Below are 22,923 nucleotides of genomic sequence, written 5' to 3'. Positions count from 1 at the left end.
AACTACCTTGAAAAACGCCGACTCCTCCTTATTTGAACTTCCTTTGTTTTGGCTCCCATACCGACCGCACCCATATATTCGGCCCTTCTATGGCTCTGGGTTTTAATGAAAAAACTTTCACGGCCATTCTGAGGCGTTTTCCAATTCAAAATTGATCCACGTTAGCTACCTATCCTCCTGAGACACGTCTACAGGGAAGTACGGAGGTGATTAACGCGGGAACTCTGCGAAAGCTCAGAGATCTGGTGCGCCGTGAAGGGGTCTCGGTGCGTGAAGCCGCCCGGCGATTGTGCATCTCCAGAAATACGGCCACCCGCTGGCTGTCCGAGCCGGAATGGATAGAACCACGCTACCCGCAACGCGCAGCGTCCCCGGGACTGCTTGATGCCTACAAAGACCATTTGGTGCTCTGGCTCAAAGCCAATATCCATTGTGGCGAGCGTGATCGTCGCAGCGTTGGCGCCTGCTTCGAGTGCCTGCGGACCCTGGGTTTTCTCGGTAGCAAGAGCCTGGTTTACAACTACTGCCGATCCTGGAAACAGCAACAAAACAGCGCACTGCGGCGCCCCGATTTTGTGCCGCTCAATGATGAGTCAGGTGCCGGCTTATCGTTTTCAGCAAGCAGGGAAGGGCTGACCGCCAGGGAGTGGCAGGTGCTGACCTGGATTGGCAGAGGCAGGTCCTGTCGAGAAATCGCGACATCGATGGGGATCTCCCCCCTTACTGTGCGTAAACACCGATGCAATATCCTCGAAAAGTTTGGCCTGCATAGCACAGCACAGTTGGTGGCGTTCGCGATCAGCACACTGCGACGACATGGCAACGTGCAGGGTCAAGAGGAGCTTTCTCGGCTAAGTGCACGAGAGCGGCAAGTTGTCATGTTGCTTGCTAAAGGATTGACCAGTAAAGAAATTGCAAAAAATCTCAGTATCAGTCCCGCCACAGTGCGCAAACATCGCGAGAACGCAATGAAGTCCGTACGTGCACACCGAATGGCATCGCTAATGTGGCACGCAGTTGGACTCGATGATCTATAAATGGCTGCCCTTGAGTAGTACGTCATTGGAGTTATATAAGGCTCGGTATCGGACGCACAGAATGTTTTCGACGCGAGACAAAACATCCAGGTCGCGTGTTATGCGGCTCCGTCGGTTCGATTAGCCGCAATAGTAAAAAGGATCTTTAACGCACGTTAATTAAGGCGAATGAAAATGATCAATTGGAATGGGCAATTCACTCAAATTATCAGGAAATCCAACCCGACCCTGTGGGGTAACTGGACGCTGAGCAGTGAGGTTTCTCCGGGTGCGGTCGGAATTCTTGATCCACTGACAGGGACCTTCAAACTCATCGCTGACAGCGTACCTGGTGTGGATGCACAGAACTTTATAACCACCGCGGTTAGTTCGGATTGGGACACGATGTCCAGCGAAGTCAGCCGAACTGAAACCGAAGTCGACTTGGGAGCTGAAGCCACTGATCCGGAGACCGGAGTTACCGCTAAGGCGGGGTTGGAAATTGCGTGGAAGTTTGGCCGAGAGGGGTCGATGGTGTCCAAGTGCGCGTTGGACTCAGAGTCGGTACTAAACAACCCGGATGCGGTGCTTGCGAATCAACTGGATTGGTTGGTCCAGCGTGCAAACCAATCCGGCATGGGCTCGAATAACGGAATTGCGCAAGGTTTTGGCATCATTACCAGTGTGCTGTATGCCCGCAGCGGATTGAATGTCGGCTCCATGGCAAACGACAACTCGTTTACGTTGAAAGGCAATGCTTCTGCGGTACAAAAAATGGTCGGCGACGTTAAAGGCAAAGGATCGTTTACATCGGCCAGTTCAAGCAAAAGTGTCGACAAACATCTGTGGCCAAGCGAGTCAGGCGTGCTGGCAAAAAGTACGGCACCCCTGGCGTACACGTTTGCGTCTTTTGATGGGCGTCTGTTATTGCCGCGCTGGATTACCCACATCAGTGCTTTTCAATTGGTCATCAGTAACACCAACGGCGGTACGTACATCGTTGACGCGTCATTGGGGTACGACACTCCGCGCGGACGCAAGACCGCCGAAGGCACCGCTTCGGGAGGGCTGACCGTAACGTTCAGCGATATCCCGTTGGACGCGAGCAATGTTGTCCTTGAATGTGGATTTCGCGGCGTAATGTCGACAGAAAAGCACCTTCTCCAATGGAAGAGCCCACGCGGGCAGTGGGTCGGAGGCGTGCGTCATGTCGACTTGTACGGCGTATGGCCTGGTAGCACGCGAGCTGTCGATGTCGAGGCGGGAACGGCATAAGTAACGCATCGCCACATCAGAGCGGTTGCTCGGTCAACCGCTCTGAGTCGCTTCGTACCTCTTGAAAGTCCATCATTCAATTTCGGGGATATTCCCATGAGTGTTCACTTGAATAGTATTCCGACCACAAACTCCCTTGGCGAAATAAACTTGCGAATAACGTTTATTCAAAAAAAGAAAGATCAGGCTACGTTAAACGTCGGTGAGGCATTGAGTTTGACGATTAGTTTCGATTCGATCGGTGTAGGTACCTCAAGGCCTATGACGATTTATCAAAAAGAAACACCCGGCGAGATCAGCGTTGAACCTGGAAATCTGGCGTTTATCGAGAGGATCGACAACACCAGGATCGCTCTGCAATACGGGAGTCCGGGTGGTACCCAAAAGAGCATTGTCTTCACCCGATAAATTATGCCCGCAATGAAATAAGCTGTGGACGGCTATTCGCCCGAGGAGTTACTGATGGCTATTACATTTCATGGTAATGATTTGAATCTGAAAGATGTCTCGTGGGATCATCTTTTGACGGAACATGGTCTAGCAAATTGCGATTCTGCCATGGCGAATGGATGGCAGCGCAAATCCAAATGGTATGGTAATGAAGAAGATATCAGATCGCAGGTAAGTGCCGCTTACGATTCATTTCGTCAGTGGGCAAAAACAGTCGGTAACGTCACGCTTGAGCAAGATGCACGCTTTCGAAGTGCAGTTGACATCGATACGGGTACTCAATGCGGGACGGGAAGAGACGGGGCGGTTACCCAAGTTGTGCGTCTTGTGATGGAGATAAAAAATGCAGGTGACACTCGCATAGTGACTGCATTCCCTTGGTAACGCTGAAGAACTTCAGCTGATGGATTCAATGTTCGATTGCGTCTGGCGTTTTTTAATCAACACATTTACGCAGCCGGCTGACTGCTGTCGGTCGGCTGCGCATCTTTTTTGATTTACTGTCCAAGACGAGAGAGTGTCTCGCGCATCGGTTCGACGGATACCCCGATCAACCCATCGAGCGGTCTGTTCATCTCTTCAATAAGCAGGATCGCCGCCGTGGCCGAAAGCGCACACGTAAAAAATGCGGCAACGACCGTCCCGTTTTTGGGGGCGAACACGCCGAACGCGCCGAAGATAACGGATAGCCATGCGATGAGAACGATTAGAAACGTAACGGGAATCGAGCCATGTGCCTGTAGCAGTGTTAACCACCGTGCAGCCAGCACTTCATCGGCAATCTGTTGCGCATGAGCCTTGAGCGCTCGCTGCGAATCGTTGCCGGGCTTCAAATCGTCGATCTGTTGCCTGAGAGCATCTGAACGACTAATAGCCTGCGGGTTGTCGAGTTGCGAGATCGTTGCACTGTCGTGTGTTGCAACAAGCTCGATCACGGCAGCGTAGTTACGTTTGAACTCCGCACGGATGTCCTGGGTTTCGGGTCCGTACCTCGCCAGCGCCCGGTCGAACTGAAACACTTTGGCCGCGTTGACAGTGAGTTCAGTGTTGGTCGTTTGGAACGTCAGTCTGGCGGACGTGATCAACAGCCCAAGCACCATGGCGGCCATTGTCGCGATCAGTCCGGTCGCCAGTTTTACAACGGAAATGGATTCATCGCTCAGGTGGTGTTCTGGCAATAACGTCCGTATGTAAAGACCCAACAGTGCGCTGCTGAATACACATGCAAAAGCAATTAACGCGATGAGAAGAGGGCTCAATTCAAATCTCCAGTTATGGCAACGCAACTGTGTGGCTGAAGCCAGCTATTTACTGTATTTGCACGATGCCGGGTGGTGACCAGGTGCCGGAACCCGCTGGAAGTATGGAAGGCGCGTGCGTCTTCGGCCAGTAGAGGCGCATGACGAGGTAGATGGCCCCATCGGGGGCGGGCAACCAGTTCGCTACATTCTCTTTGCAGGGAGGCTCCTTCTGGATATAGAGGGTAAGCGACCCATCCGCATGCTTGTTCATGCCGGGCACCATCGGCGAATTGATGAGGTAGCGGTTGATCGGATTTTTTATCAAGAGCTGACTCGTGCCGTCATACATCGTGACTGACCAGAAAGCATTGGCCGGCGGGAGCTGTCCGGCTGGAAAAGTGATTGTGTAATTGTGACTGCCGTAGAGTGAATTACCGCTCGCATCGTTGTGAGCGAGGGGATAAACGGCTTCGACAGCATCATTTCCATAAATGCCAGCCTTCGCAGCGGCGGCGCGCTTTAACCAATTACCGTTGTAAAAGGCTTCGTCTCCAAAGAGGGAGCCGACTGTCCACCCATTGATTCTCTTCATATCTTGCGACAGATACTTCGATACTTTCTCGTCAGCCTCCTTCATGGCGAGCGAAATGGCAGCTTTGTGTTCCTTGGGAAGATCTTTGAACTCAACAGTCTTTTCCGGCCCGATGCCGATGCTGGCCAGCCGGACACGGAGCGCTTTATCCGCTTGAGTTTCCGGTACGAATTGAAGTGCGGCTTCCAGATACGGGTAGAAGTTGTCCTGGATGCCCGTGGTTGTGGCCGGGGGGAAATCAGTGTCAGGGGCGGCGGCCGGGGCAGGTTGTTTCAGGAATGCAGAGAGTGGCTGCGCCTTGTACCCCGCCTGAACCTTTACTACGTTTGGCATGTCCAGCGGGCTGAAGAGTTGGGTGCGAAAAATAGTCAGCGCGAAGGGGGTGGTCGAGTGAAAGACGTTTTCGATCCCGGCAGGTATCGAACCTTCCCAGTCAGGGCCGACGACTAAATAGGCACCGGGCTCCGTTCCAGTGGCGCGACTGCCTATGTAGCCGAAGTTATAAGTGTTGCCATCGATGAACTGCACCGAGTAATAACGTTTGCTGTCGACGGCAGGCACGGAGATGACCATTGGCTCCGCACGCAGATCCAGCCAGACCATGGAGTATGGCGTATCACTGTTGGGTGTGGCGAAGGCGGTGTCCTGCCAGGTGAAGACGCGCGTTTCATTGAATAGCTGATTGAACGGCGCTTTATATTGCCCGGAGTTCTTGTTCAGCACGAACTCGTTCATGACGGCGTAGTTCATCACAAGGGGCAGGCCGTAGACGTAGGCTTCTTCCGCGATGGCTTTGGTTTCGGGAATGCTGGGGACAGCAGGTCCGGACTTTCCCGCACAGCCGGCCAGCAGTACCACTGAAATGACACTGTAAAGCGCGCCGACGAACAGCATGCGTGCTCGTGATTTCATGTGTCTTGCGCTATCCAGCATTGCGATCACCGTCGACTAACCGTTGACTGCGGATCAGATTGCTCTTTCAGATATACCCGCCAGCGATGAGAGCGTAGTCCAGTTTGATATCTAATTCGGCAGGTGGCGGCGGCATCCATTGTGTGACCAGTCATCAGCCATGGGTTCAATATACGGCGGCGCCCGTTGTATCTGATTTCGAATAATGTTAAGTGGCTGTTTTAGAAGAAAAATATTTTAAGCAGGGGCTTCCCGGAAGGCGAAAAAGTTGATAAATTCCCGCCCACACGTAGCAACTGCTACAGGGGCGTCGCCAAGCGGTAAGGCAGCAGGTTTTGATCCTGCCATGCGTTGGTTCAAATCCAGCCGCCCCTGCCATATTCTGTATAAAAAAACGCCAGTACCGAATCGGTCTGGCGTTTTTTTATGCCCATCACTTGCTTTCCAGGCGATACGCCTTAGCGTTCAACCGCCTTCGCGCCCTGTACTTGTTGATCCGCATGGTAAGACGAGCGCACCAATGGGCCAGACGCGACGTTCTTGAAGCCCATGCGCAGACCTTCCTCGGCAAACCAGGCAAACACGTCCGGGTGCACGAATCGCTGGACCGGCAAGTGGCTGCGCGATGGTTGCAGGTACTGGCCGAGGGTGAGCATGTCGACATCGTGCTCACGCATTCTCTGCATGACCTCGATCACTTCATCGTCGGTTTCGCCAAGGCCCAGCATCAGTCCGGATTTGGTCGGTACGGACGGGACCAGCACCTTGAACTTCTCCAACAGGTCCAGTGACCATTCAAAATCCGAGCCGGGCCGCGCCGCTTTATACAGGCGCGGCACGGTTTCCAGATTGTGGTTGAACACATCCGGAGGTTCCGTCGCGGTGATCGCCAGCGCAACGTCCATGCGCCCTCGGTAATCCGGAACCAGGGTTTCCAGTTGCACGCCCGGCGAGAGTTTGCGGATTTCACGCAGGCAATCAACGAAGTGTTGTGCGCCGCCATCGCGCAGATCATCGCGGTCCACCGAAGTGATGACCACGTACTTCAGGCGCAGGTCGGCGATGGCTACGGCGAGGTTCATCGGTTCATCGGCGTCCAGCGGTTTTGGCCGACCGTGGCCGACATCACAGAACGGGCACCGGCGGGTGCAGATGTCGCCCATGATCATGAAGGTCGCCGTGCCCCCGGAAAAACACTCGCCAAGGTTAGGGCAGGAGGCTTCTTCACAGACACTGTGCAGCTTGTGTTTGCGCAGCAGTTGCTTGATCCGGTCGACCTCGGGAGAGATCGGAATGCGCACGCGGATCCAGTCGGGTTTGCGTGGGAATTCATCGGTCGGAATGATCTTGACCGGAATCCGCGCGACCTTTTCCGCACCGCGCAGTTTGATGCCGACTTGCAGTTTCGCCGGGACGGAGCTGGTTGGTTCCATCACTGTACTCATGTTTTTCTTCCTTTGGCGCGAGCGGGAGGGCGGTTAGCCCTCCCGTGGCGGATCAGTCGCGGTAAACCGGGAAGTCACTGCACATCGCAGCAGCTTGCCTGGCGATTTGCGCCTCGACATCGGCATCACCCAGATGATCAAGCAAGTCGCAGATCCATCCCGCCAACTCGATGCTCTGGGCTTCCTTGAAGCCACGGCTGGTGATTGCCGGCGTGCCGATGCGCAGGCCCGAGGTCACGAACGGCGATTGCGGATCGTTGGGCACGGCGTTCCTGTTCACTGTAATCCCGGCACGGCCGAGGGCGGCGTCGGCGTCTTTGCCGGTCAGGCCCTGACGAATCAGGCTGACCAGGAACAAGTGGTTGTCGGTGCCGCCGGACACAACGTCGAATCCACGGTCGATAAATACCTTGGCCATCGCCTGGGCATTGCGGATCACCTGAGCCTGATAGGTTTTGAAGCCTGGTTCCAGCGCCTCCTTGAAGCACACCGCTTTGGCGGCGATCACATGCATCAGCGGACCACCCTGACCGCCGGGGAACACCGCCGCGTTGAGTTTTTTCTCCAGTTCGGGATTGGCCTTGGCCAGGATCAAGCCGCCACGCGGTCCGCGCAGGGTTTTGTGGGTGGTCGTGGTGACGACGTCGGCGAATGGAATCGGGTTCGGGTACAAACCGGTCGCCACCAGCCCCGCAACGTGAGCCATGTCGACAAACAGATAAGCGCCAACCTTGTCGGCAATCGCGCGGAAACGTGGAAAGTCCAGCGTCTTCGAATAAGCAGAGAACCCGGCGATGATCATTTTCGGTTGATGCTCGACCGCCAGGCGTTCGACTTCATCGTAATCGATCAGCCCGGTGGCGGTGTCGATGCCGTACTGCACGGCGTTGTAGAGCTTGCCGGAAAAGCTGACTTTGGCCCCGTGAGTTAAGTGGCCGCCGTGGGCCAGGCTCATGCCCAACACAGTGTCGCCGGCTTGCAGGAGTGCAAGGAACACGGCGGCGTTGGCCTGGCTGCCAGAGTGCGGTTGCACATTGGCGTAATCGGCACCGAACAATTGTTTGGCCCGATCAATCGCCAGTTGCTCGACCACGTCAACGTGTTCGCAGCCCCCGTAATAGCGTTTGCCCGGATAACCTTCGGCGTACTTGTTGGTCAGGCCACTGCCTTGCGCTTCCATCACCCGTTGGCTGGTGTAGTTTTCCGATGCGATCAGTTCGATGTGGTGCTCTTGCCGTGCGTCTTCGGCGTTTATCGCCGCCAGCAGTTCGTCGTCGTAGCCTTTGATCTGGTCGTGTTTGCTGAACATGGTGTGGTCCTTTTTCGGATTCAGGAAATGCGTGGGGGGCTTCAAGCGTCGGCGTGTTCCGCGGTCAAGCGTTCATAGGCGTCTTGATCCAGCAAGTCGCTCAACGCCTCGACATCGACCGGTTTGAAGCGAAAGAACCAGCCTTCGCCCAATGGGTCTTCGTTGACCCGTTCCGGAGTGCTCTCGAGCGTCGCGTTGATCTCGACCACTTCACCGTCCAGCGGCATGCCGATACTGCTGGCCGCTTTCACCGATTCCAGTACTGACACTTCTGCGCCTGCATCGAAGGCGCCCAATTCAGGCACTTGCACGAACACCACATCCCCCAACGCCTGCTGGGCAAACTCAGTGATGCCAACGGTGACCAAGCCATTACTCTCAAGTCGCAACCATTCGTGATCGACGGTAAAACGCAATTCGCTCATAACAACTCCTCATTGTTCAGACTCATCCACTGCTGGTGGCGGATGACGTTTACAGGCTCGTGCGGGGCAGCGAGCGTGGTTGGGAGAGTGATAGCAAGGGTGGTGCCAATGTTAGATAGTTGTTTTAAATCAATTGGTTGTTGAGGTTTTGTGTGGCGGGGCGGGTGTTGCCTGTATTGAAATCCATACGGGCAAGAGAAGAGTAATGACCAGAGTAGGAAAACACGGGGTCGCGGCAGTCTGTCTTGAAATCGATACGCTGTATCGATTTGCAAACACTTGCCTGAACCACAACACATAACCCTGTGGGAGTGAGCCTGCTCGCGATAGCGGTATGACATCCAACATGGATGTCGACTGACACTCCCTCATCGCGAGCAGGCTCGCTCCCACAGTGGATGTGTGTTGTTTTCAGGCTTTGGCGGGAATGCCGTACTTGCGCAGGCGAATGGCGATGGCGCTGTGGGAGGTTTGCAGGCGAGTCGCGAGTAAACGGCTGGACGGATAACTGCGATAAAGCTGCTCCAGCAGGTGTTTTTCAAACCCTGCAACGGCCTCTTCAAGGCTGCCCACTTCGCCGTCGTTTTGCCGTTCTACCGCCGTTCTGGCGATGTCCAGATCGTCGATGTCCACCAGCGGGTTTTCGCAAATCGCCGCCGCGCGGAAAATCACGTTTTGCAACTGGCGAACATTGCCCGGCCAGCGGTTGCCGAGGAGGGCGGCAAAGGTGCTCGGGGCCAAACGGCATACCGGGCGCTGGATCTGTGCGCAGGCCTGTTGCATGAAGTGATTGGCCATCAACAGGATGTCGTGGCCGCGTTCGCGCAACGGCGGTACTTGCAGGTTGAGCACATTGAGGCGGTAGAACAGGTCTTCGCGAAAATGGCCTTCGCTGACCATTTTCTCCAGGTCGCGGTGGGTCGCGCTCAGCACCCGAACGTTGACCTTCACCTCTCGATCGCCACCGACCCGGCGAAAGCAGCCGTCGCTCAAAAAGCGCAGTAACTTGGCTTGCAGGTAAGGCGACATCTCTCCGACTTCATCGAGGAACACCGTACCTTGATCGGCCAGTTCCAGCAGGCCGAGTTTGCCGCCACGCTGGGCGCCGGTGAAGGCGCCGGCGGCGTAGCCGAACAGTTCGCTTTCGGCGAGGCTTTCCGGGAGTGCCGCGCAGTTCAGGGCGAGAAAGGGCGAATCATGCCGCGCACTGATCGCATGACAGGCACGTGCGACCAGTTCTTTGCCGGTGCCGGTTTCGCCCTGGATCAACAACGGCGCGTCGAGTGCGGCAACGCGTTGGGCACGGGCCTTGAGCGTGCGAATCGCCGGGGACTCGCCCAGCAGCGCATCGAACCCTTCGGCATGGTCATGGTGCAGCGCCGACAGGCGTTCGCCGATGCGGTTCGGTTGATACAGGGTCAGCAGGGCGCCAGCGCCGGTGATCGGCATGGCGTCCAGCAGCAACGTCTGGCCGCCGAGGCTGACCTCGTGCATGGGCAGGCGAAAACCGTGCTCGATCAACGTGCGTTGCAAGGAAGGATCATCAAACAGTGCTGTCAGCGATTCGCCGGCCGGTTCGCGACCACAGAGGGCAATCAGCGCCGGGTTGGCCAGCAGCACAAAACCCCGATCATCCACCGCCAATACCGCGTCGGTGCTGGCAGCCAGCAAGGCATCGAGCTGCAAGCTTCGGCGTTGCCCCGGAAGAATGTCGACCATCGTTACCGCTTGCACGCCCTGCACGCCGAGAAAGGCCTCGCGCAACTCGTCCAGCACCTCGGCACCGAGGGTCGGCGCATCGATGTAAACGTTCGGCGGCACCATCTCCACAGCGTCCAGATTGAACCGGCGCCCACCGAGCAGGGCCAGCACTTCCTGGGTGATGCCGACGCGGTCGATGAAGGTAACGTGGATGCGCATAACGGGCCTGCAAGGGTGGCGAACGAGGTGGATGCGTCAATGAGTATGCCGGGCGTTGCTCGGGTGTGGCGAGCGGATATCAGCCTTTGGCGGATTTACGCGAGCTGGCCGCCAGGTCCTCAAGGAAGGCCTGGAGAATCGGCGGCGGGGCCGTACCGCGTCGGGTAATCACGTCAAAGGGCGACATCAACTGCAGGCTGTTTGGCGCCAGTTGGTGCATCTCGCCGGTCTTGATCCACTGCGCGGCGAAGTGCGCCGGCAGAAAACCCAGGTAGGCGCCGGAGATCAACAAAATCGCCAGGGCCTCGATGTTGTCCACGGTCGCTGCTGCCTTGGTGACACCCAGATGTTCGAGGTCGTATTGCTGCATGTAGCCGCGCACGACAATGCGGCTCGCGGCAATTTCTTCCCGCAGTTCGTCGCCTTCGGCCTTGCTGCCATACAGCGGATGCCGGCGCCCGCAATACAACCCCAGGGCTTCTTGATACAACGGCGTATGCAGCAGCCCCGGTACGTGGATCGGGAAGTGCCCGATGGCCAGGTGCAGTCGGCCGTCGAGCACCCGTTCTTCGAGTTCGGCGGGGGTACCCACGTACACGTTGAGGTGCACGTCATGGCCCCGGGACACGAAGCGCTGAGTGGTGCGCGGCAGCGGTGAATCGGGGTCGGTGATGGTGGTGTCGATGATCCCCAGGTTGAGCTTGCCGCTGATGTGCTGCTTGAGCACGTCGGCGTCCATGCAGAAGGTCTCCACCGCCGACAACAGGCGCTGGGTCGCCTCATGAATCGCCACGCCTTGCTCGGTCAGGCGAAAGCCACTGCGCCCGCGCTGACAAAGTTTGACCCCGAGCCGGGTTTCCAGATGAGTCATCTGTTCGCTGATCGTCGACTGGCCGGCATTCAACGCCGCCTGCGCGGCGCTAAAACCCCCGCACCTGACAATCGTGGCAAACACCCTGAGCAGTTTCAGATCGACATCGTGCAGCTGAATCACCTTGGACCTCCCGCGTGTGGATGCATCGGTAATGCCGATATGAGTATCTGATGTTTAGCATTTTTTCCACGAAAACCTGCGCCCATAGTCATTCCAACGGCGGTCGCCTTGCAGTCCGCCCAGCCGATAACAAAAAGTGGAGAGGCTTGAAATGTCGAATAACGGTTATGAATCCGGTCGCCTGAACCTGCCATTCGTAGGTCATTGCACCTTTGGCAAATCCCCGGTGTGCACCGATTGGGATGCACTGGATGCCGACGTCGCGGTGCTCGGCGTGCCCAACGACATGGGCACTCAGTGGCGCTCCGGCGCACGCTTCGGACCACGCGGGATTCGCGAAGCATCGACGCTGTTCTCCTTCGGCCACGCCGGCGCCTATGACCATGAAGACGACGTGATGTACCTGACCGCCGCCGACGTGCGCATGGTCGATGTCGGTGATGCCGACATTGTGCACACCGACATGGTCACCAGTAACGAGAACACCGAATACGCCGTGCGCAAGATCCTCGATGCCGGAGTCATGCCCGTGGTACTCGGTGGCGACCACTCGGTGCACGCGCCGGTGATCAAGGCGTTTGAGGGCCGTGGCCCGATCCACATCATCCATTTCGATGCGCACCTGGACTTCGTCGACGAACGCCACGGTGTCCGCTACGGCCATGGCAACCCGCTGCGGCGCGCCTCGGAAATGAACCACATTGTCGGCATGACCCAGATGGGCATTCGCAACGTTTCGTCCTCCAACCGTGATGACTACGAAGCGGCCCATGCCGCCGGCTCGAAAATCCTCTCGGTGCGCGATGTCCGGCGCCTCGGCGTCGAGGGTGTGCTCGCGCTGATCCCGCAAAACATCAATTACTACATCACGATAGACATCGACGGTTTCGACCCGTCCATCGCCCCGGGCACCGGCACCCCCAGCCACGGCGGCTTCCTCTACTACGAAGTGCTGGAAATCATCCAGGCCCTGGCCAAGCGCAGCAAAGGCAACATCGTCGGTATGGACCTGGTAGAGGTTGCACCGGTGTATGACCCGAGCGGCATGACCTCGATTCTGGCGGCGCAACTGCTGCTCAACAGCATCGGGTTCATCTTCCATGAACGGGCTCAGGCGAAGCACGCCGTGAGCGAAACCACCACGGCTACGGCGTGAACTGACCGCCGCACAGAGGGCATGAAAAATGGACACGATTGTTAAGCAGTACCTGCAAAAATTCGGCGTATCCGAAGCGACCCAGACCTTCCTCAGCAAGGTCCAGAAGATGTTCATCGGTGGCGCCTTTGTCGAGGCCAGCGACGGACAGACTTCCGACGTCATCGAGCCGTCGACCGAGGGCCTGATCACGCGCATTCCGATGGGCACCACCGAGGACTTGGACCGCGCTGTGCAAGCGGCTCGCGCCCAGTTCGACGGTGGCGCCTGGAGTCAGGCCAAGCCGGCGGAACGCGAGCGACTGATTCAGCGCCTGGCGGACCTGGTTGAACAGAACGCCGCAGAACTGGCAGAAATCGAATCGATCGACATGGGCAAGTCCGCAGCCTTTGCCAAGGACGTCGATATTCAAGGCACGGTCGATACCTTGCGTTACTTCGCCGGCTGGGCCACCAAGCTGCACGGCCGCACCGTCGAGCCTTCATTGCCGGGCAATTACCTGGCCTATACCCGCAAGGAAGCGGTGGGTGTGGTCGGTGCTATCGTGCCGTGGAACTTCCCGCTGCAAACCATGGCCTGGAAGCTCGGTGCCGCCTTGGCGACCGGTTGCACCGTGGTGGTCAAACCGGCTGAACTGACTTCGTTGTCGGCCCTGCGATTTGCCGAGTTGGTGCAGGAAGCCGGGATCCCGGACGGCGTCATCAACATCGTCTCCGGACGCGGCAGTGTGGTTGGCGCGGCCATGGCCACGCACCCCGGTATCGACAAACTGACCTTCACCGGCTCAACCCCGGTAGGCCGTACCGTCGGACGCGCTGCGCTGGATGAAATGAAGCGACTAACCCTGGAACTTGGAGGAAAATCACCGGTAATCGTGTTGGCCGATGCCGATATTCCAGCGGCTGCACAGGCGATTGCCAACGGCGTGTTTTTCAACTCGGGTCAGGTGTGCGATGCCGGTACGCGCGCTTATGTTCATCGCAGTGTCTACGACGAATTCCTGCGCGAACTGATCGCCTATACACGCACGCTGAAGATCGCACCGGGCCTGGACCCCGACTGCTTCATCGGTCCGCTGGTGTCGGCCCTGCAAAAGCAGCGCGTAACCGAGTACATCGAAACCGGCAAGCAGGAAGGCGCCGAACTGGTCTTCGGCGGCCAGCCTGTCGATGGCCCAGGTTTCTTCGTCGAGCCGACCATCTTCGCCCATTGCCGCAACGACATGCGCATTGTCCAGGAGGAGATTTTTGGCCCGGTGCTGGTCACCGCACCGTTCGACGATGAGGAAGAGGCACTGGCCCTGGCTAATGACTCGCTCTACGGCCTGGCTGCGGCGCTGTACTCCAATGACCTTGGCAAGGTGCACAGCCTGATCCCACGGTTGAAGGCTGGTTCGGTCTACGTCAACGCCCACGGCACCCTCGACCCGTCGATGCCGTTTGGTGGCTACAAACAGTCCGGATTCGGCAAGGACCTGGGCGCCGAACAACTCGATTACCTGCTCGAAACCAAAGCTGTCTGGATCACGCTGCCCTGAGTCATGGCTGACTCAAACCTTGTGGGAGCGAGCCTGCTCGCGATGGCGCAGTAACAAGCGCTTCTGTAGCGACTGATTAGCCCTCATCGCGAGCAGGCTCGCTCCCACAAGGGCGTCGTTCACCCGAAAGAACGCAGTTATCTCGTCATGATCTTCCAACAATAAGAGACAATCATGAATACTGACGCCAAAGCCGCACCCAGCGTGTCGCTCCTCGACGGCAAACCTGTCGTCGAGAGCCATTCGATCGACTTCATCCCGGAAAACGAGCGCACCGACAAACTGTCGAGTCAAGGCCCGTTCTGGTTCCTCGGCAATTTCACGTTCTTCACCATGACCATCGGCTTCGTTGGCCCAAGCGTCGGCCTGACCGCGCTCTGGACCACACTCGCCGGTACGCTGGGCATCATGTTCGGCACCCTGTTCATGGCGTTCCATGGTTCGCAAGGCCCGCACCTGGGCTTGCCGCAAATGATTCAGTCGCGTGCGCAGTTCGGCTATCGCGGTGTGATCCTCGTGCTGCTGGCGACGCTGTTTGTGTTTGCCGGGTTCAACATCGTCAACCTGATGTTGATGATGCAGGGTTTGCACACTTTATTCGGGTTCGAACCCTGGGTGATCGCGGTGGCGGTGACGGTACCGGCGGCGATCCTCGCGATTCTTGGTCATGACTGGATGCACCGCAGCTTCAAATGGGCGTTGTACCTGTCGATCCCGCTGTACGGCCTGGTGACCCTGGCGGTGATGATGGGCTGGGTGCCCGATGCCGTGTTGCCGGCACTGGCTGCAGGTGAAGAGGCCCCGGCGCCATTGGGCTTCAACTGGACCGGTTTCATCGCCCAGTTCGCTGCGGCGGCCAGTTACAACATCGCCTACGCCCCGTACGTCTCCGACTATTCGCGTTACCTGCCGAAGAACACCTCCAGCGGCAAGCTGATTGCCGTGGTGTTTCTCGGTGCCTCGTTGTCCGGCGCGTGGATGATTTCGGTGGGTGGCTGGCTGGCCGATCACCTGCATTCAACGGATGTACTGGTCGCCCTCGGGCAAGTGGGTAGCACCGTTTCGCCGCTGATGGGCACGGCGGTGGTGGTGATCACCATTCTGGCGTTCCTGCCGGTGATCGCGATGAACATCTACAGCGCGAAACTGACCACGCTGACCTGCGTCGACTCCATCAAGCACATCAAGCCGACCCGCAAGGCACGCATCCTGGCGATTGGTTTTGTGATCCTGCTGCAACTGGGCGTGGCCCTGAGCATCCAGAGTTCGGGCAAAGGCTTGTCGGTACTGGGGATCTACCTGGTGGTGATGTTGTACTTCCTGGTGCCGTGGACCTCGGTCAACCTGACTGACTACTTCTTCGTGCGCAAAGGCCGCTACGCCATCCCGCACTTCTTCATGCCCCACGGCAACATCTACGGCAACTGGGGCCTGCGTGGCATCGCCGCGTACGCCATCGGTTTCGTCTCGATGATCCCGTTCTTCTACATCTACGACGGCGTCGAGCAGCGCGAAGTGTATGTCGGCCCGCTCGCCAAAGCCCTGGGCAGCATCGACATCGCCTGGCTGGTCGGGCTGATCGTTTCGGGGCTGGTGTACTACTGGTTCAGCCGCTCGATTGACCTCAAACGCGAAGAAACCGTCATCCAGCACATCGAAAAAACCTCTCCGCAATACACCACTGGCGACTCGCTGACCTTTCGCTCGACGCCTGTTTTCAACGAATCAAAGGCCGGGAGATAACCATGGCTACGCAAAAATACGACTACATCATCATTGGTGCCGGCTCGGCGGGTTGTGTGTTGGCCAACCGCTTGAGCGAAGACCCGGCCACCTCCGTTCTGGTACTGGAATTCGGTGGCAGTGACCGCAGTGTGGTGATCCAGATGCCGAGCGCGTTCTCGATCCCGATGAACACCAAGAAGTACAACTGGCGCTACGAAACCGAGCCAGAGCCGTTCCTCAACGGGCGACGCATTCACTGCCCACGGGGCAAGGTGCTCGGCGGCTCGTCGTCGATCAACGGCCTGGTCTATATCCGTGGTCATGCCTATGACTTTGACGAGTGGGAATCGCTGGGTGCCCAGGGTTGGGGCTACCGCAATTGCCTGCCTTACTTCAAACGGGCAGAACACTATGAAGAGGGCGGCGACGGCTATCGCGGCGGCACGGGGCCGTTGCACACCACCAATGGCAATCACATGAAAAACCCGCTGTATGGGGCGTGGGTGGACGCCGGTGCCGAAGCCGGTTACATCAAGACCGAAGACTGCAACGGTTACATGCAGGAAGGGTTTGGTGCCATGCACATGACGGTGAAAAACGGCGTGCGCTGCTCCACGGCCAACGCTTACTTGCGCCCGGCCATGGGCCGTCCGAACCTGACGGTGATCACCCACGCGATGACCCGGCAGATCATCCTTGAAGGCAAACGCGCCGTCGGCGTCATGTATGACCACAACGGCGAGACCCACCAGGTTCATTGCAACCGCGAAGTACTGATAGCCTCAGGGCCGATCGGTTCGCCACACCTGTTGCAACGCTCCGGAATCGGCCCGGCCGACGTCCTGCGCAAAGCCGGGATCAGCGTGCGTCATGACCTGCCTGGGGTAGGGGAGAATCTGCAGGATCACGCCGAGGTGTATATCCAGTTCGGCTGCAAGGAACCGGTGACCCTCAACAGCAAAATGGACCCGTTGAGCAAACTGATGATCGGTTTGCGCTGGCTGCTGTTCAAGGACGGACTCGGCGCCACCAACCATTTCGAGGCCGGTGGTTTCATTCGCTCGGACAAGGGCTTGCGTTGGCCGGACATCCAGTTCCACTTTCTGCCCGCCGCCATGCGTTACGACGGCAACAAGCCGATCAAGGGCCACGGCTTCATGGTGCTCACCGGGCCGAACAAACCCAAGAGCCGCGGTTATGTGCGCGCCCGTTCAGCTGACCCTTACGAGCATCCGCAGATCCAGTTCAACTACCTGCAACGCGAAGAGGACCGCGAAGGCTTCCGCCGCTGCATTCGCCTGACCCGGGAGATCATCGGCCAGAAGGCAATGGACCGCTTCCGCGACGGTGAAATCGCCCCAGGAGCCGATGTGACCAGCGATGAAGAGCTCGATGCCTTCGTGCGGGAAAACCTCGAAAGCACCTACCATCCTTGCGGCTCGTGCCGCATGGGCGAGGACGACATGGCTGTGGTCGATTCCGAGTTGCGTGTGCATGGCATTGCCGGGTTGCGCGTGATCGACTCGTCGGTGTTCCCGACCGAACCGAACGGCAACCTCAACGCGCCGACCATCATGCTCGCCGAACGGGCCAGCGATCTGGTGCGCGGGCGCAACATGCTGCCGGCCTCGGATGCGCCCGTCGGTCTGGTACAGGATTGGGAGACCAGCCAGCGCTCGTCGCTGCCGGGACGCAACGTCCGGGTTTGATCGCTTCGGGTCTTGCTCAGAAACAGCCAGATCGACGTGTCGATCTGGCTGTTTTTTTTCCAACCATTGGTTACAGACTGAGTTCGTCGGTAACGACCTTGTCTTGCCGCGTCTCCTATACTGATCCGCGTTGGCAGGTTCAACACCGATCCTGAATGCCGTTGGAGGCGTACCCGATTCCGGCGGTTTTTCCCTACCACCCTCAGTAAGGAGAACGAACATGGCAATCCGCATTGGCGACGAGGCACCGGACTTTAGCGTTCAAAGCACCGAAGGCACGCTGAATTTCCACGAATGGATTGGCGACAAGTGGGCCATCCTGTTTTCCCATCCCAAGGATTTCACCCCGGTGTGCACCACCGAGCTGGGCTACATGGCTGGGCTCAAGCCCGAGTTCGACAAGCGCAACACCAAGATCGTCGGGCTCAGTGTCGACCCGGTCAGCAATCATGAAAGCTGGGCCAAGGACATCGAAGAAACCCAGGGGCACGCGGTCAACTACCCGATGATCGGTGACGAAAACCTGGTGGTGGCCAAGCTCTACGACATGATCCACCCGAATGCCAGTGGCGGCACCCGCACCGCCATAGACAACGCCACCGTACGTTCCGTGTTCATTATCGGCCCGGACAAAAAGGTCAAGGCCATGCTCATCTACCCGATGAGCGCCGGGCGCAACTTCGATGAAGTGCTGCGTCTGCTGGATTCCCTGCAATTGAACGCCAAGCATACGGTCGCCACCCCGGTGAACTGGCGTCCGGGTGAGGACGTGATCATTCCCACGTCGGTGTCCGATGAAGACGCGCGCAAGAAGTACCCGGACGGCTTCAAAACCATCAAACCTTACTTGCGCACCGTGGCGCAGCCGAAGTAATCCAACCCCCGAGGAGTCGGGCAACATGGTCGTACAAGCCTTTCGCGTCGACGCCAGCCATCTCGATCAGATTGCGCGCCTGTTCGACGCCTACCGAGGCTTTTACGGCCAGCCCTCTAACCTGACCCAGTCCCGGGATTTCATCGCCGAACGCATCGCCCGGGACGAGTCGGCGATTTTCCTCGCCGAGGACGCCACGGGCCAGGCCGTGGGTTTCGTGCAGTTGTACCCGACGTTTTCCTCCATCGACGCCTACCGCACCTGGTTGCTCAGCGACCTGTTCACCACGCCCGAGGCCCGGGGGCGAGGAGTGGGCACGTTGCTGATGAACACCGCCCGCACCTTTGCGGTGTTGAGCGGTGCCAGGGGCATTGTGCTGGAAACCGCCACCGACAATCTCGGTGCGCAGCGGTTGTATGAGTCGTTGGGGTATGTGCGTGAGGTGGGTTATTACACGTATTGCCTCGATTTGAGGGGCAAGTCATAGACGCCCAAGCCGGCGGATACGGGCGGAGCGGCAGGTAGCGACGCAAGGTTTTGCAGCCTCCGGGAAGTAACACGGAGTGTTTTTAACCAAGCACCGTAAGACATGTGAACGCTTTCAAAAAATCGAGGAAACATCCCACAGGATTTTAGGGTTGGCGCTCGGAAGCGAGGCGGGTAGCGTGTGGCTGCAATCAGGGAAGAGAACGTCGCTCCCGGCGACTGGAATATTTCGCTCCATGGAGTAAGGATGAATGGACTCAGCAAGTAATACACGCAAAAGCCGACAGCACTCAATTGCCCTGTTCACGACATTTGACGCTATTCTTGCGTCAAATGTCGCAGTGAGGTCATTGATATGCCCGCAACGAATCAAGCAGACAAGGAAGCCGTGGCGACGAGGGCAAAGAAGCCCAGAAAGCCTACTGAGGTGCTTTTACATGGCCGCAAGGGTGACACGCGCATGTTGGTAATCCGATACACACAGGAAGGCTTTGAGTTGAGTGATGTCAGGGACATGCTGGCTATATCAGCACTTTACATGGAGCACGATCTGATGCAGCGCATCACCGGGAAATCCATCAGGACCGTCCAACGCCTGACGAAAGAAACCGGGCAAGTGCGCCTGAACCAGCAGCAGAGCACAGTGGCTTTCCAGTACGCGCAGACCCTGGAGCACGCCACCAACGTGTTCGGTAATCTGTTGCTGGCTGAAGAATGGCTGCGCAAACCGTGCAAATATCTGGACGGTTATGTTCCGCTGGAGTTGATCGATAATTCGCTTGGCTTCCAGGCAGTAGAGGACTACCTGACCCGGATCGAGTACGGGGTCTATCAATGAACCCCTTACCCTGGGACGGGACATGGCACGCCTGGCGCCTGGATCGCGAGGTGTTCAAGGACAGCTGGAACAGTGGCGTTGGTGCGCAACGATCCGGTGGTCGATGGAACCCTCCCGGGCGCCGGGTCATTTATGCTTCGGCCGACCCGTCCACGGCCATCCTGGAGGTTGCGGCCCACGTTGGCTTCGATAGCCTCGACAGTGTGCCGCACGTACTGACCTGCTTCGAAGTGATGGACCCCAATATCATCAAAGTTGTTCAGCCGGAAGATGTGCCGAACCCGAACTGGCTCATCCCGTCGCAAACTACGCCCAACCAGCAACAGTTCGCCGATCTGCTGCTGGCCCGGCATCCCTTCGTCCTTATTCCTTCGGTGACTGGTCGTTCGTGGAATCTACTGGTGAGTTGCGACCTGGCTGACGATAAATTCAAGCTTGTCTCCCAGGAGCGCTTCGGCCTGGACACCCGGCTAATCAAATAACCCCCACCAACCTCACGGCAACTTCCACCCTTCACGAAACCGCTCATATTGCGCCTCCGGCATCTGCACCAGAAGCGGCGACTCGCGAGGGTCCAGCCACTTGAGCAACGCAGCAATATCCGCTTGATCCATGGCCGTGCAACCTGCCGTCGGTGAAGTGGGGGCGCGCCAGACATGAAAGAAAATGCACGAACCCGAGGCCGCAGTAGCCGGGGTGTTGTGCTCGATGAAAATGCCTTTGCGATAGCCTTCTTCGTTGCGCATGCGTTCGGAACTGTTCCAGTCCTTGGTAATCGCCGCGCCGTCGACCAGTTCGTTGTAGCGACTGGATTGGCTGTCATCCACGCATTCGGTGGTGGGTGTCAGTGCAAGGTAGGTCAGTCGGGTGTCGGCCGAAGTATCGTAGCCAAACGCCGTGCCCAGTTTGAAAATTCCGGCGGGCGCTTTTCCGTCGCCTTCACGTTTGACCGGACCTTCAACCGCCTCAACACTGCCAAGGCCCTTGCCCCAGCCCATGCCGTTTTTGCCGACCACGACTGGAAAGGCGTCGCCGACTTTTCGAAAGGTTTTACCGTCACGTTCATAACGTTGCGCAGTGCCCTGGATGTCATCCCAGTTCCTGGAGTTGACCACGATCAGCTGACCACTGGTGCCGATCACGTCGCTGGGGCTCATTGGTGTAATGGGGAAATCCATCACGTCTTTCGGTGCTCCCTCGCCACTTAAAGTGAAATGCCACCATTCCTTCGAATATCCGGCAAACCCTTCTTTTTCCATGGCGCTGCTGAGCCGTTGACGGTTTACCCTTGCGTTGGGGCTGATCGTTGGGTTGGCGGTATGTGCGCGCTCATCGAAGCAATCGTAACCGGTGCCCATATCGAGTGCGCCGTCGTGCCAGCGTTGGCCATAGGGCGCCGTACAGTCAACTTGTGCCGCCGAAGGCGTCCAGGTATCGGTGGGCAGGGCCTTTGGGCCAATCAGTGTCAGGTCCACGGTTGAGCCTTTGGAGTGCCCCGACACCCGCGCCACATAGCCCAGGCGCCAGAAGTCCTGCTTGTCCACACGCGGATAAAACTCGGCCTTGCGCGGGTCGCCGGGTTCGGTCGCGAAGCGCCCCATGTCGGCGACGGCGCGGCTGGGGCGATAACAATCGAATACCTTCAAACCATAGCCTTGCGGGCGCAATGCCGCTTGCACCCGGGCGAGTGCCTTGGCGGTGTCCACCGACAACAGGCATTCGGCGGCGTCGTAACCGTCGAGGCGATGCCCGGTAAAGTTGTGGGGGCTGGCGTAGCGGATGTCCTGTTCGATGCTCGGATCAATGGTGCGCAAATAGACCATGTTCGCAGGCATTGGACTGGCACTGGCCATGCCGGGCACGACAAAGCCCAGCAGCACAATCAACAGCCGATTGGCGGTGTTTGTAACGCTCACAGAATTCATATGAATGCCTGACACACTTTCACCGGCGTTGCGTTGAGGGGATGTCATTGTGTTTCTGGGTTGATCCCGATACACCGAACCCGATAATGGTTGTTCTATGCAGATAAGGCAATTTGCTGGCCCCGCTGGTGCAAAGTTGCCGCCAAAATCACTTTATTTTCAGGTGGTTAGGCCCAATGGAATTGCGCAATGTAGCGGTCACGATGATCTCGTTTGCCCTGGCGTGTATGGCTGGCGCGGTCCAGGCCAGGGAGTTGAAGCCCAATGACCAATATATGTGCGACTGGGGGGCGGGGACGGCGGCCCGAGCCCAGGAGCTCAAGTTGTCCGGGGTGTCGCTGTATGCCGCTCGCAAGAAGATAGAGACCTACAAGTTCAACAAGCCGTGGATGCACATGATGGCCATGGGCATAACCGAGCAGACCTACGACAGCCCGTCGCGATTCAAGCCCGCCGCCGTGCGGCAGAGTTTTTATGAGGAGTGCGTCAGGTACAAGTTGGCGCGGAAGTAAAAACGCACGAGCGTACTTTGTAGCAGCAGGCTTTGCCAGCTGCTACGGAATTGCGTCGTTGATAACATCATTTCAAACACTGCGCCCCGGCCTTCGCCACTTGCGCGTCCTGCTCGGCCTTGACGCCGGACACGCCGACCGCGCCGATCACCTGGCCGTCGACAATAATCGGCACGCCACCTTCAAGCGACGTCAGTAACGGCGCGGATAAAAAGGCGTAGCGTCCACCATTGACCATGTCTTCATAACCCTTGGATTCACGCCGGCCCAAGGCCGAGGTGCGGGCTTTTTCGGTGGCGATGTAGGCGCTGCTTGGCGCGCAACCGTCGAGGCGTTCGAGTGCCAGGGGATGACCGCCGTCGTCGACAATCACGATAGTCACGGCCCATTGATTGTTCTGCGCTTCGGTGCGGGCGGCGGCAAGGATCTTGCTGACTTCCGTCTGACTCAGTACGGCTTTGCTGTGCATGACAATCTCCGGTTTGTGATCAGGGCAGGGCGGCTTCGACCAGTTCGATCCAGTGCCTGACGGGGGTTCGACCCGCGCCGTCGAGGTGCGCCTGGCAGCCGATATTGGCGGGG

23 protein-coding genes and 1 tRNA gene are annotated in these 22,923 nt (G+C 57.9%); 14 read left to right on the top strand and 10 right to left on the bottom strand.

Going from position 1 to position 22,923, the window contains the following annotated elements:
- Nucleotides 1–206: 206 nt before the first annotated feature.
- The 4 genes from PMI22_RS26200 (at nt 207) to PMI22_RS0129040 (ending at nt 3,125) form a co-directional block, all read left to right on the top strand.
- Nucleotides 207–1,037, top strand: coding sequence for a LuxR C-terminal-related transcriptional regulator (locus tag PMI22_RS26200; RefSeq protein WP_007942965.1), 831 nt, complete (start codon nt 207–209; stop codon nt 1,035–1,037).
- Nucleotides 1,038–1,211: 174 nt separating this feature from the next.
- Nucleotides 1,212–2,291 carry a hypothetical protein gene (locus PMI22_RS26205; RefSeq protein ID WP_007942964.1) on the top strand — a complete coding sequence of 360 codons (1,080 nt, stop codon included), beginning with the start codon at nt 1,212–1,214 and terminating at the stop codon, nt 2,289–2,291.
- 96 nt (nt 2,292–2,387) lie between these two features.
- A complete protein-coding gene (locus PMI22_RS26210) occupies nt 2,388–2,699 on the top strand; it encodes a hypothetical protein (RefSeq protein ID WP_007942962.1) in 312 nt (103 codons plus the stop codon).
- Between the two features lie 54 nt (nt 2,700–2,753).
- Nucleotides 2,754–3,125 (top strand): hypothetical protein, encoded by a 372-nt coding sequence (locus PMI22_RS0129040; RefSeq protein ID WP_033048698.1) that lies wholly within the window; start codon nt 2,754–2,756, stop codon nt 3,123–3,125.
- Nucleotides 3,126–3,238: 113 nt separating this feature from the next.
- Here PMI22_RS0129040 and PMI22_RS26215 read toward each other — a convergent pair whose 3' ends face one another.
- Nucleotides 3,239–4,000: a bestrophin-like domain gene (locus PMI22_RS26215; protein WP_007942961.1), complete on the bottom strand. Its 762-nt coding sequence runs from the start codon at nt 3,998–4,000 to the stop codon at nt 3,239–3,241.
- 49 nt (nt 4,001–4,049) lie between these two features.
- A complete protein-coding gene (locus PMI22_RS26220; protein WP_007942960.1) occupies nt 4,050–5,468 on the bottom strand; it encodes a DUF1254 domain-containing protein in 1,419 nt (472 codons plus the stop codon).
- A 321-nt stretch (nt 5,469–5,789) separates the two neighbouring features.
- On the opposite strand from PMI22_RS26220, the gene PMI22_RS26225 reads away from it, so the two are divergent.
- Nucleotides 5,790–5,864, top strand: a tRNA-Gln gene (locus PMI22_RS26225).
- Between the two features lie 80 nt (nt 5,865–5,944).
- Here PMI22_RS26225 and lipA read toward each other — a convergent pair.
- The 5 genes from lipA to PMI22_RS26250 form a co-directional block, all read right to left on the bottom strand.
- Nucleotides 5,945–6,931, bottom strand: coding sequence for a lipoyl synthase (gene lipA / locus PMI22_RS26230; protein WP_007942959.1), 987 nt, complete (start codon nt 6,929–6,931; stop codon nt 5,945–5,947).
- Nucleotides 6,932–6,983: 52 nt separating this feature from the next.
- Complete coding sequence (gene glyA / locus PMI22_RS26235; RefSeq protein ID WP_007942958.1) at nt 6,984–8,240, bottom strand: serine hydroxymethyltransferase; 1,257 nt, start codon at nt 8,238–8,240, stop codon at nt 6,984–6,986.
- Nucleotides 8,241–8,281: 41 nt separating this feature from the next.
- A complete protein-coding gene (gene gcvH / locus PMI22_RS26240) occupies nt 8,282–8,665 on the bottom strand; it encodes a glycine cleavage system protein GcvH (protein ID WP_007942957.1) in 384 nt (127 codons plus the stop codon).
- A gap of 411 nt (nt 8,666–9,076) precedes the next feature.
- On the bottom strand, nt 9,077–10,585 hold the full coding sequence (locus PMI22_RS26245) for a sigma-54-dependent transcriptional regulator (RefSeq protein WP_007942956.1): 1,509 nt from the start codon (nt 10,583–10,585) through the stop codon (nt 9,077–9,079).
- A gap of 79 nt (nt 10,586–10,664) precedes the next feature.
- Nucleotides 10,665–11,579 (bottom strand): LysR family transcriptional regulator, encoded by a 915-nt coding sequence (locus PMI22_RS26250; RefSeq protein ID WP_007942955.1) that lies wholly within the window; start codon nt 11,577–11,579, stop codon nt 10,665–10,667.
- Nucleotides 11,580–11,730: 151 nt separating this feature from the next.
- Here PMI22_RS26250 and speB point away from each other — a divergent pair, with 151 nt between their 5' ends.
- The 8 genes from speB to PMI22_RS26290 all read left to right on the top strand — a co-directional run bounded on the left by speB (nt 11,731) and on the right by PMI22_RS26290 (nt 20,386).
- A complete protein-coding gene (gene speB / locus PMI22_RS26255) occupies nt 11,731–12,735 on the top strand; it encodes an agmatinase (protein ID WP_007942954.1) in 1,005 nt (334 codons plus the stop codon).
- A gap of 28 nt (nt 12,736–12,763) precedes the next feature.
- Nucleotides 12,764–14,272 carry an aldehyde dehydrogenase family protein gene (locus PMI22_RS26260; RefSeq protein ID WP_007942953.1) on the top strand — a complete coding sequence of 503 codons (1,509 nt, stop codon included), beginning with the start codon at nt 12,764–12,766 and terminating at the stop codon, nt 14,270–14,272.
- Between the two features lie 174 nt (nt 14,273–14,446).
- Entirely contained in the window at nt 14,447–16,015 is a 1,569-nt protein-coding gene (locus PMI22_RS26265) for a purine-cytosine permease family protein (protein ID WP_007942952.1), read from the top strand.
- A gap of 2 nt (nt 16,016–16,017) precedes the next feature.
- The gene (gene betA, locus PMI22_RS26270; RefSeq protein WP_007942951.1) at nt 16,018–17,706 is read left to right on the top strand and encodes a choline dehydrogenase; all 1,689 of its coding nucleotides are present in this window, start codon (nt 16,018–16,020) and stop codon (nt 17,704–17,706) included.
- Nucleotides 17,707–17,926: 220 nt separating this feature from the next.
- Nucleotides 17,927–18,580 (top strand): peroxiredoxin, encoded by a 654-nt coding sequence (locus PMI22_RS26275; protein ID WP_007942949.1) that lies wholly within the window; start codon nt 17,927–17,929, stop codon nt 18,578–18,580.
- Between the two features lie 25 nt (nt 18,581–18,605).
- On the top strand, nt 18,606–19,067 hold the full coding sequence (locus PMI22_RS26280) for a GNAT family N-acetyltransferase (RefSeq protein WP_007942948.1): 462 nt from the start codon (nt 18,606–18,608) through the stop codon (nt 19,065–19,067).
- Nucleotides 19,068–19,421: 354 nt separating this feature from the next.
- Nucleotides 19,422–19,904 carry an antitoxin Xre/MbcA/ParS toxin-binding domain-containing protein gene (locus PMI22_RS26285; protein ID WP_007942947.1) on the top strand — a complete coding sequence of 161 codons (483 nt, stop codon included), beginning with the start codon at nt 19,422–19,424 and terminating at the stop codon, nt 19,902–19,904.
- Nucleotides 19,901–20,386 carry an RES family NAD+ phosphorylase gene (locus PMI22_RS26290; protein ID WP_007942946.1) on the top strand — a complete coding sequence of 162 codons (486 nt, stop codon included), beginning with the start codon at nt 19,901–19,903 and terminating at the stop codon, nt 20,384–20,386. Before PMI22_RS26285 ends, PMI22_RS26290 begins: the two co-directional genes overlap by 4 nt.
- Before the next feature lie 12 nt (nt 20,387–20,398).
- Here the strand turns inward: PMI22_RS26290 and PMI22_RS26295 are convergent, their stop codons facing one another.
- Nucleotides 20,399–21,829, bottom strand: coding sequence for a M15 family metallopeptidase (locus PMI22_RS26295; protein WP_007942945.1), 1,431 nt, complete (start codon nt 21,827–21,829; stop codon nt 20,399–20,401).
- Between the two features lie 176 nt (nt 21,830–22,005).
- Here PMI22_RS26295 and PMI22_RS26300 point away from each other — a divergent pair, with 176 nt between their 5' ends.
- Nucleotides 22,006–22,341, top strand: coding sequence for a hypothetical protein (locus PMI22_RS26300; RefSeq protein ID WP_007942944.1), 336 nt, complete (start codon nt 22,006–22,008; stop codon nt 22,339–22,341).
- Between the two features lie 67 nt (nt 22,342–22,408).
- Here the strand turns inward: PMI22_RS26300 and PMI22_RS26305 are convergent, their stop codons facing one another.
- Complete coding sequence (locus tag PMI22_RS26305) at nt 22,409–22,810, bottom strand: heme-binding protein (RefSeq protein ID WP_007942941.1); 402 nt, start codon at nt 22,808–22,810, stop codon at nt 22,409–22,411.
- A 19-nt stretch (nt 22,811–22,829) separates the two neighbouring features.
- On the bottom strand, nt 22,830–22,923 hold a 94-nt coding region (locus tag PMI22_RS31795), incomplete at its 5' end, for a hypothetical protein (protein WP_007942940.1).

The organism is Pseudomonas sp. GM21, from assembly GCF_000282215.1.
In the GTDB taxonomy this organism is placed as follows: Bacteria; Pseudomonadota; Gammaproteobacteria; order Pseudomonadales; family Pseudomonadaceae; genus Aquipseudomonas.
The sequence above is the reverse complement of the archived record's forward strand: the minus strand, read 5'-3'. Positions and strand labels throughout refer to the sequence as shown.

Excerpts from the sequence above, each read along its gene's own strand:
- PMI22_RS26205 (WP_007942964.1), top strand. The coding sequence starts at position 1,212 with ATGATCAATTGGAATGGGCAATTCACTCAAATTATCAGGAAATCCAAC.
- PMI22_RS26210 (WP_007942962.1), top strand. The coding sequence starts at position 2,388 with ATGAGTGTTCACTTGAATAGTATTCCGACCACAAACTCCCTTGGCGAA.
- PMI22_RS0129040 (WP_033048698.1), top strand. The coding sequence starts at position 2,754 with ATGGCTATTACATTTCATGGTAATGATTTGAATCTGAAAGATGTCTCG.
- PMI22_RS26220 (WP_007942960.1), bottom strand. The coding sequence starts at position 5,468 with ATGCTGTTCGTCGGCGCGCTTTACAGTGTCATTTCAGTGGTACTGCTG.
- lipA (WP_007942959.1), bottom strand. The coding sequence starts at position 6,931 with ATGAGTACAGTGATGGAACCAACCAGCTCCGTCCCGGCGAAACTGCAA.
- glyA (WP_007942958.1), bottom strand. The coding sequence starts at position 8,240 with ATGTTCAGCAAACACGACCAGATCAAAGGCTACGACGACGAACTGCTG.
- gcvH (WP_007942957.1), bottom strand. The coding sequence starts at position 8,665 with ATGAGCGAATTGCGTTTTACCGTCGATCACGAATGGTTGCGACTTGAG.
- PMI22_RS26245 (WP_007942956.1), bottom strand. The coding sequence starts at position 10,585 with ATGCGCATCCACGTTACCTTCATCGACCGCGTCGGCATCACCCAGGAA.
- speB (WP_007942954.1), top strand. The coding sequence starts at position 11,731 with ATGTCGAATAACGGTTATGAATCCGGTCGCCTGAACCTGCCATTCGTA.
- PMI22_RS26260 (WP_007942953.1), top strand. The coding sequence starts at position 12,764 with ATGGACACGATTGTTAAGCAGTACCTGCAAAAATTCGGCGTATCCGAA.
- PMI22_RS26265 (WP_007942952.1), top strand. The coding sequence starts at position 14,447 with ATGAATACTGACGCCAAAGCCGCACCCAGCGTGTCGCTCCTCGACGGC.
- betA (WP_007942951.1), top strand. The coding sequence starts at position 16,018 with ATGGCTACGCAAAAATACGACTACATCATCATTGGTGCCGGCTCGGCG.
- PMI22_RS26275 (WP_007942949.1), top strand. The coding sequence starts at position 17,927 with ATGGCAATCCGCATTGGCGACGAGGCACCGGACTTTAGCGTTCAAAGC.
- PMI22_RS26280 (WP_007942948.1), top strand. The coding sequence starts at position 18,606 with ATGGTCGTACAAGCCTTTCGCGTCGACGCCAGCCATCTCGATCAGATT.
- PMI22_RS26285 (WP_007942947.1), top strand. The coding sequence starts at position 19,422 with ATGCCCGCAACGAATCAAGCAGACAAGGAAGCCGTGGCGACGAGGGCA.
- PMI22_RS26290 (WP_007942946.1), top strand. The coding sequence starts at position 19,901 with ATGAACCCCTTACCCTGGGACGGGACATGGCACGCCTGGCGCCTGGAT.
- PMI22_RS26295 (WP_007942945.1), bottom strand. The coding sequence starts at position 21,829 with ATGAATTCTGTGAGCGTTACAAACACCGCCAATCGGCTGTTGATTGTG.
- PMI22_RS26300 (WP_007942944.1), top strand. The coding sequence starts at position 22,006 with ATGGAATTGCGCAATGTAGCGGTCACGATGATCTCGTTTGCCCTGGCG.
- PMI22_RS26305 (WP_007942941.1), bottom strand. The coding sequence starts at position 22,810 with ATGCACAGCAAAGCCGTACTGAGTCAGACGGAAGTCAGCAAGATCCTT.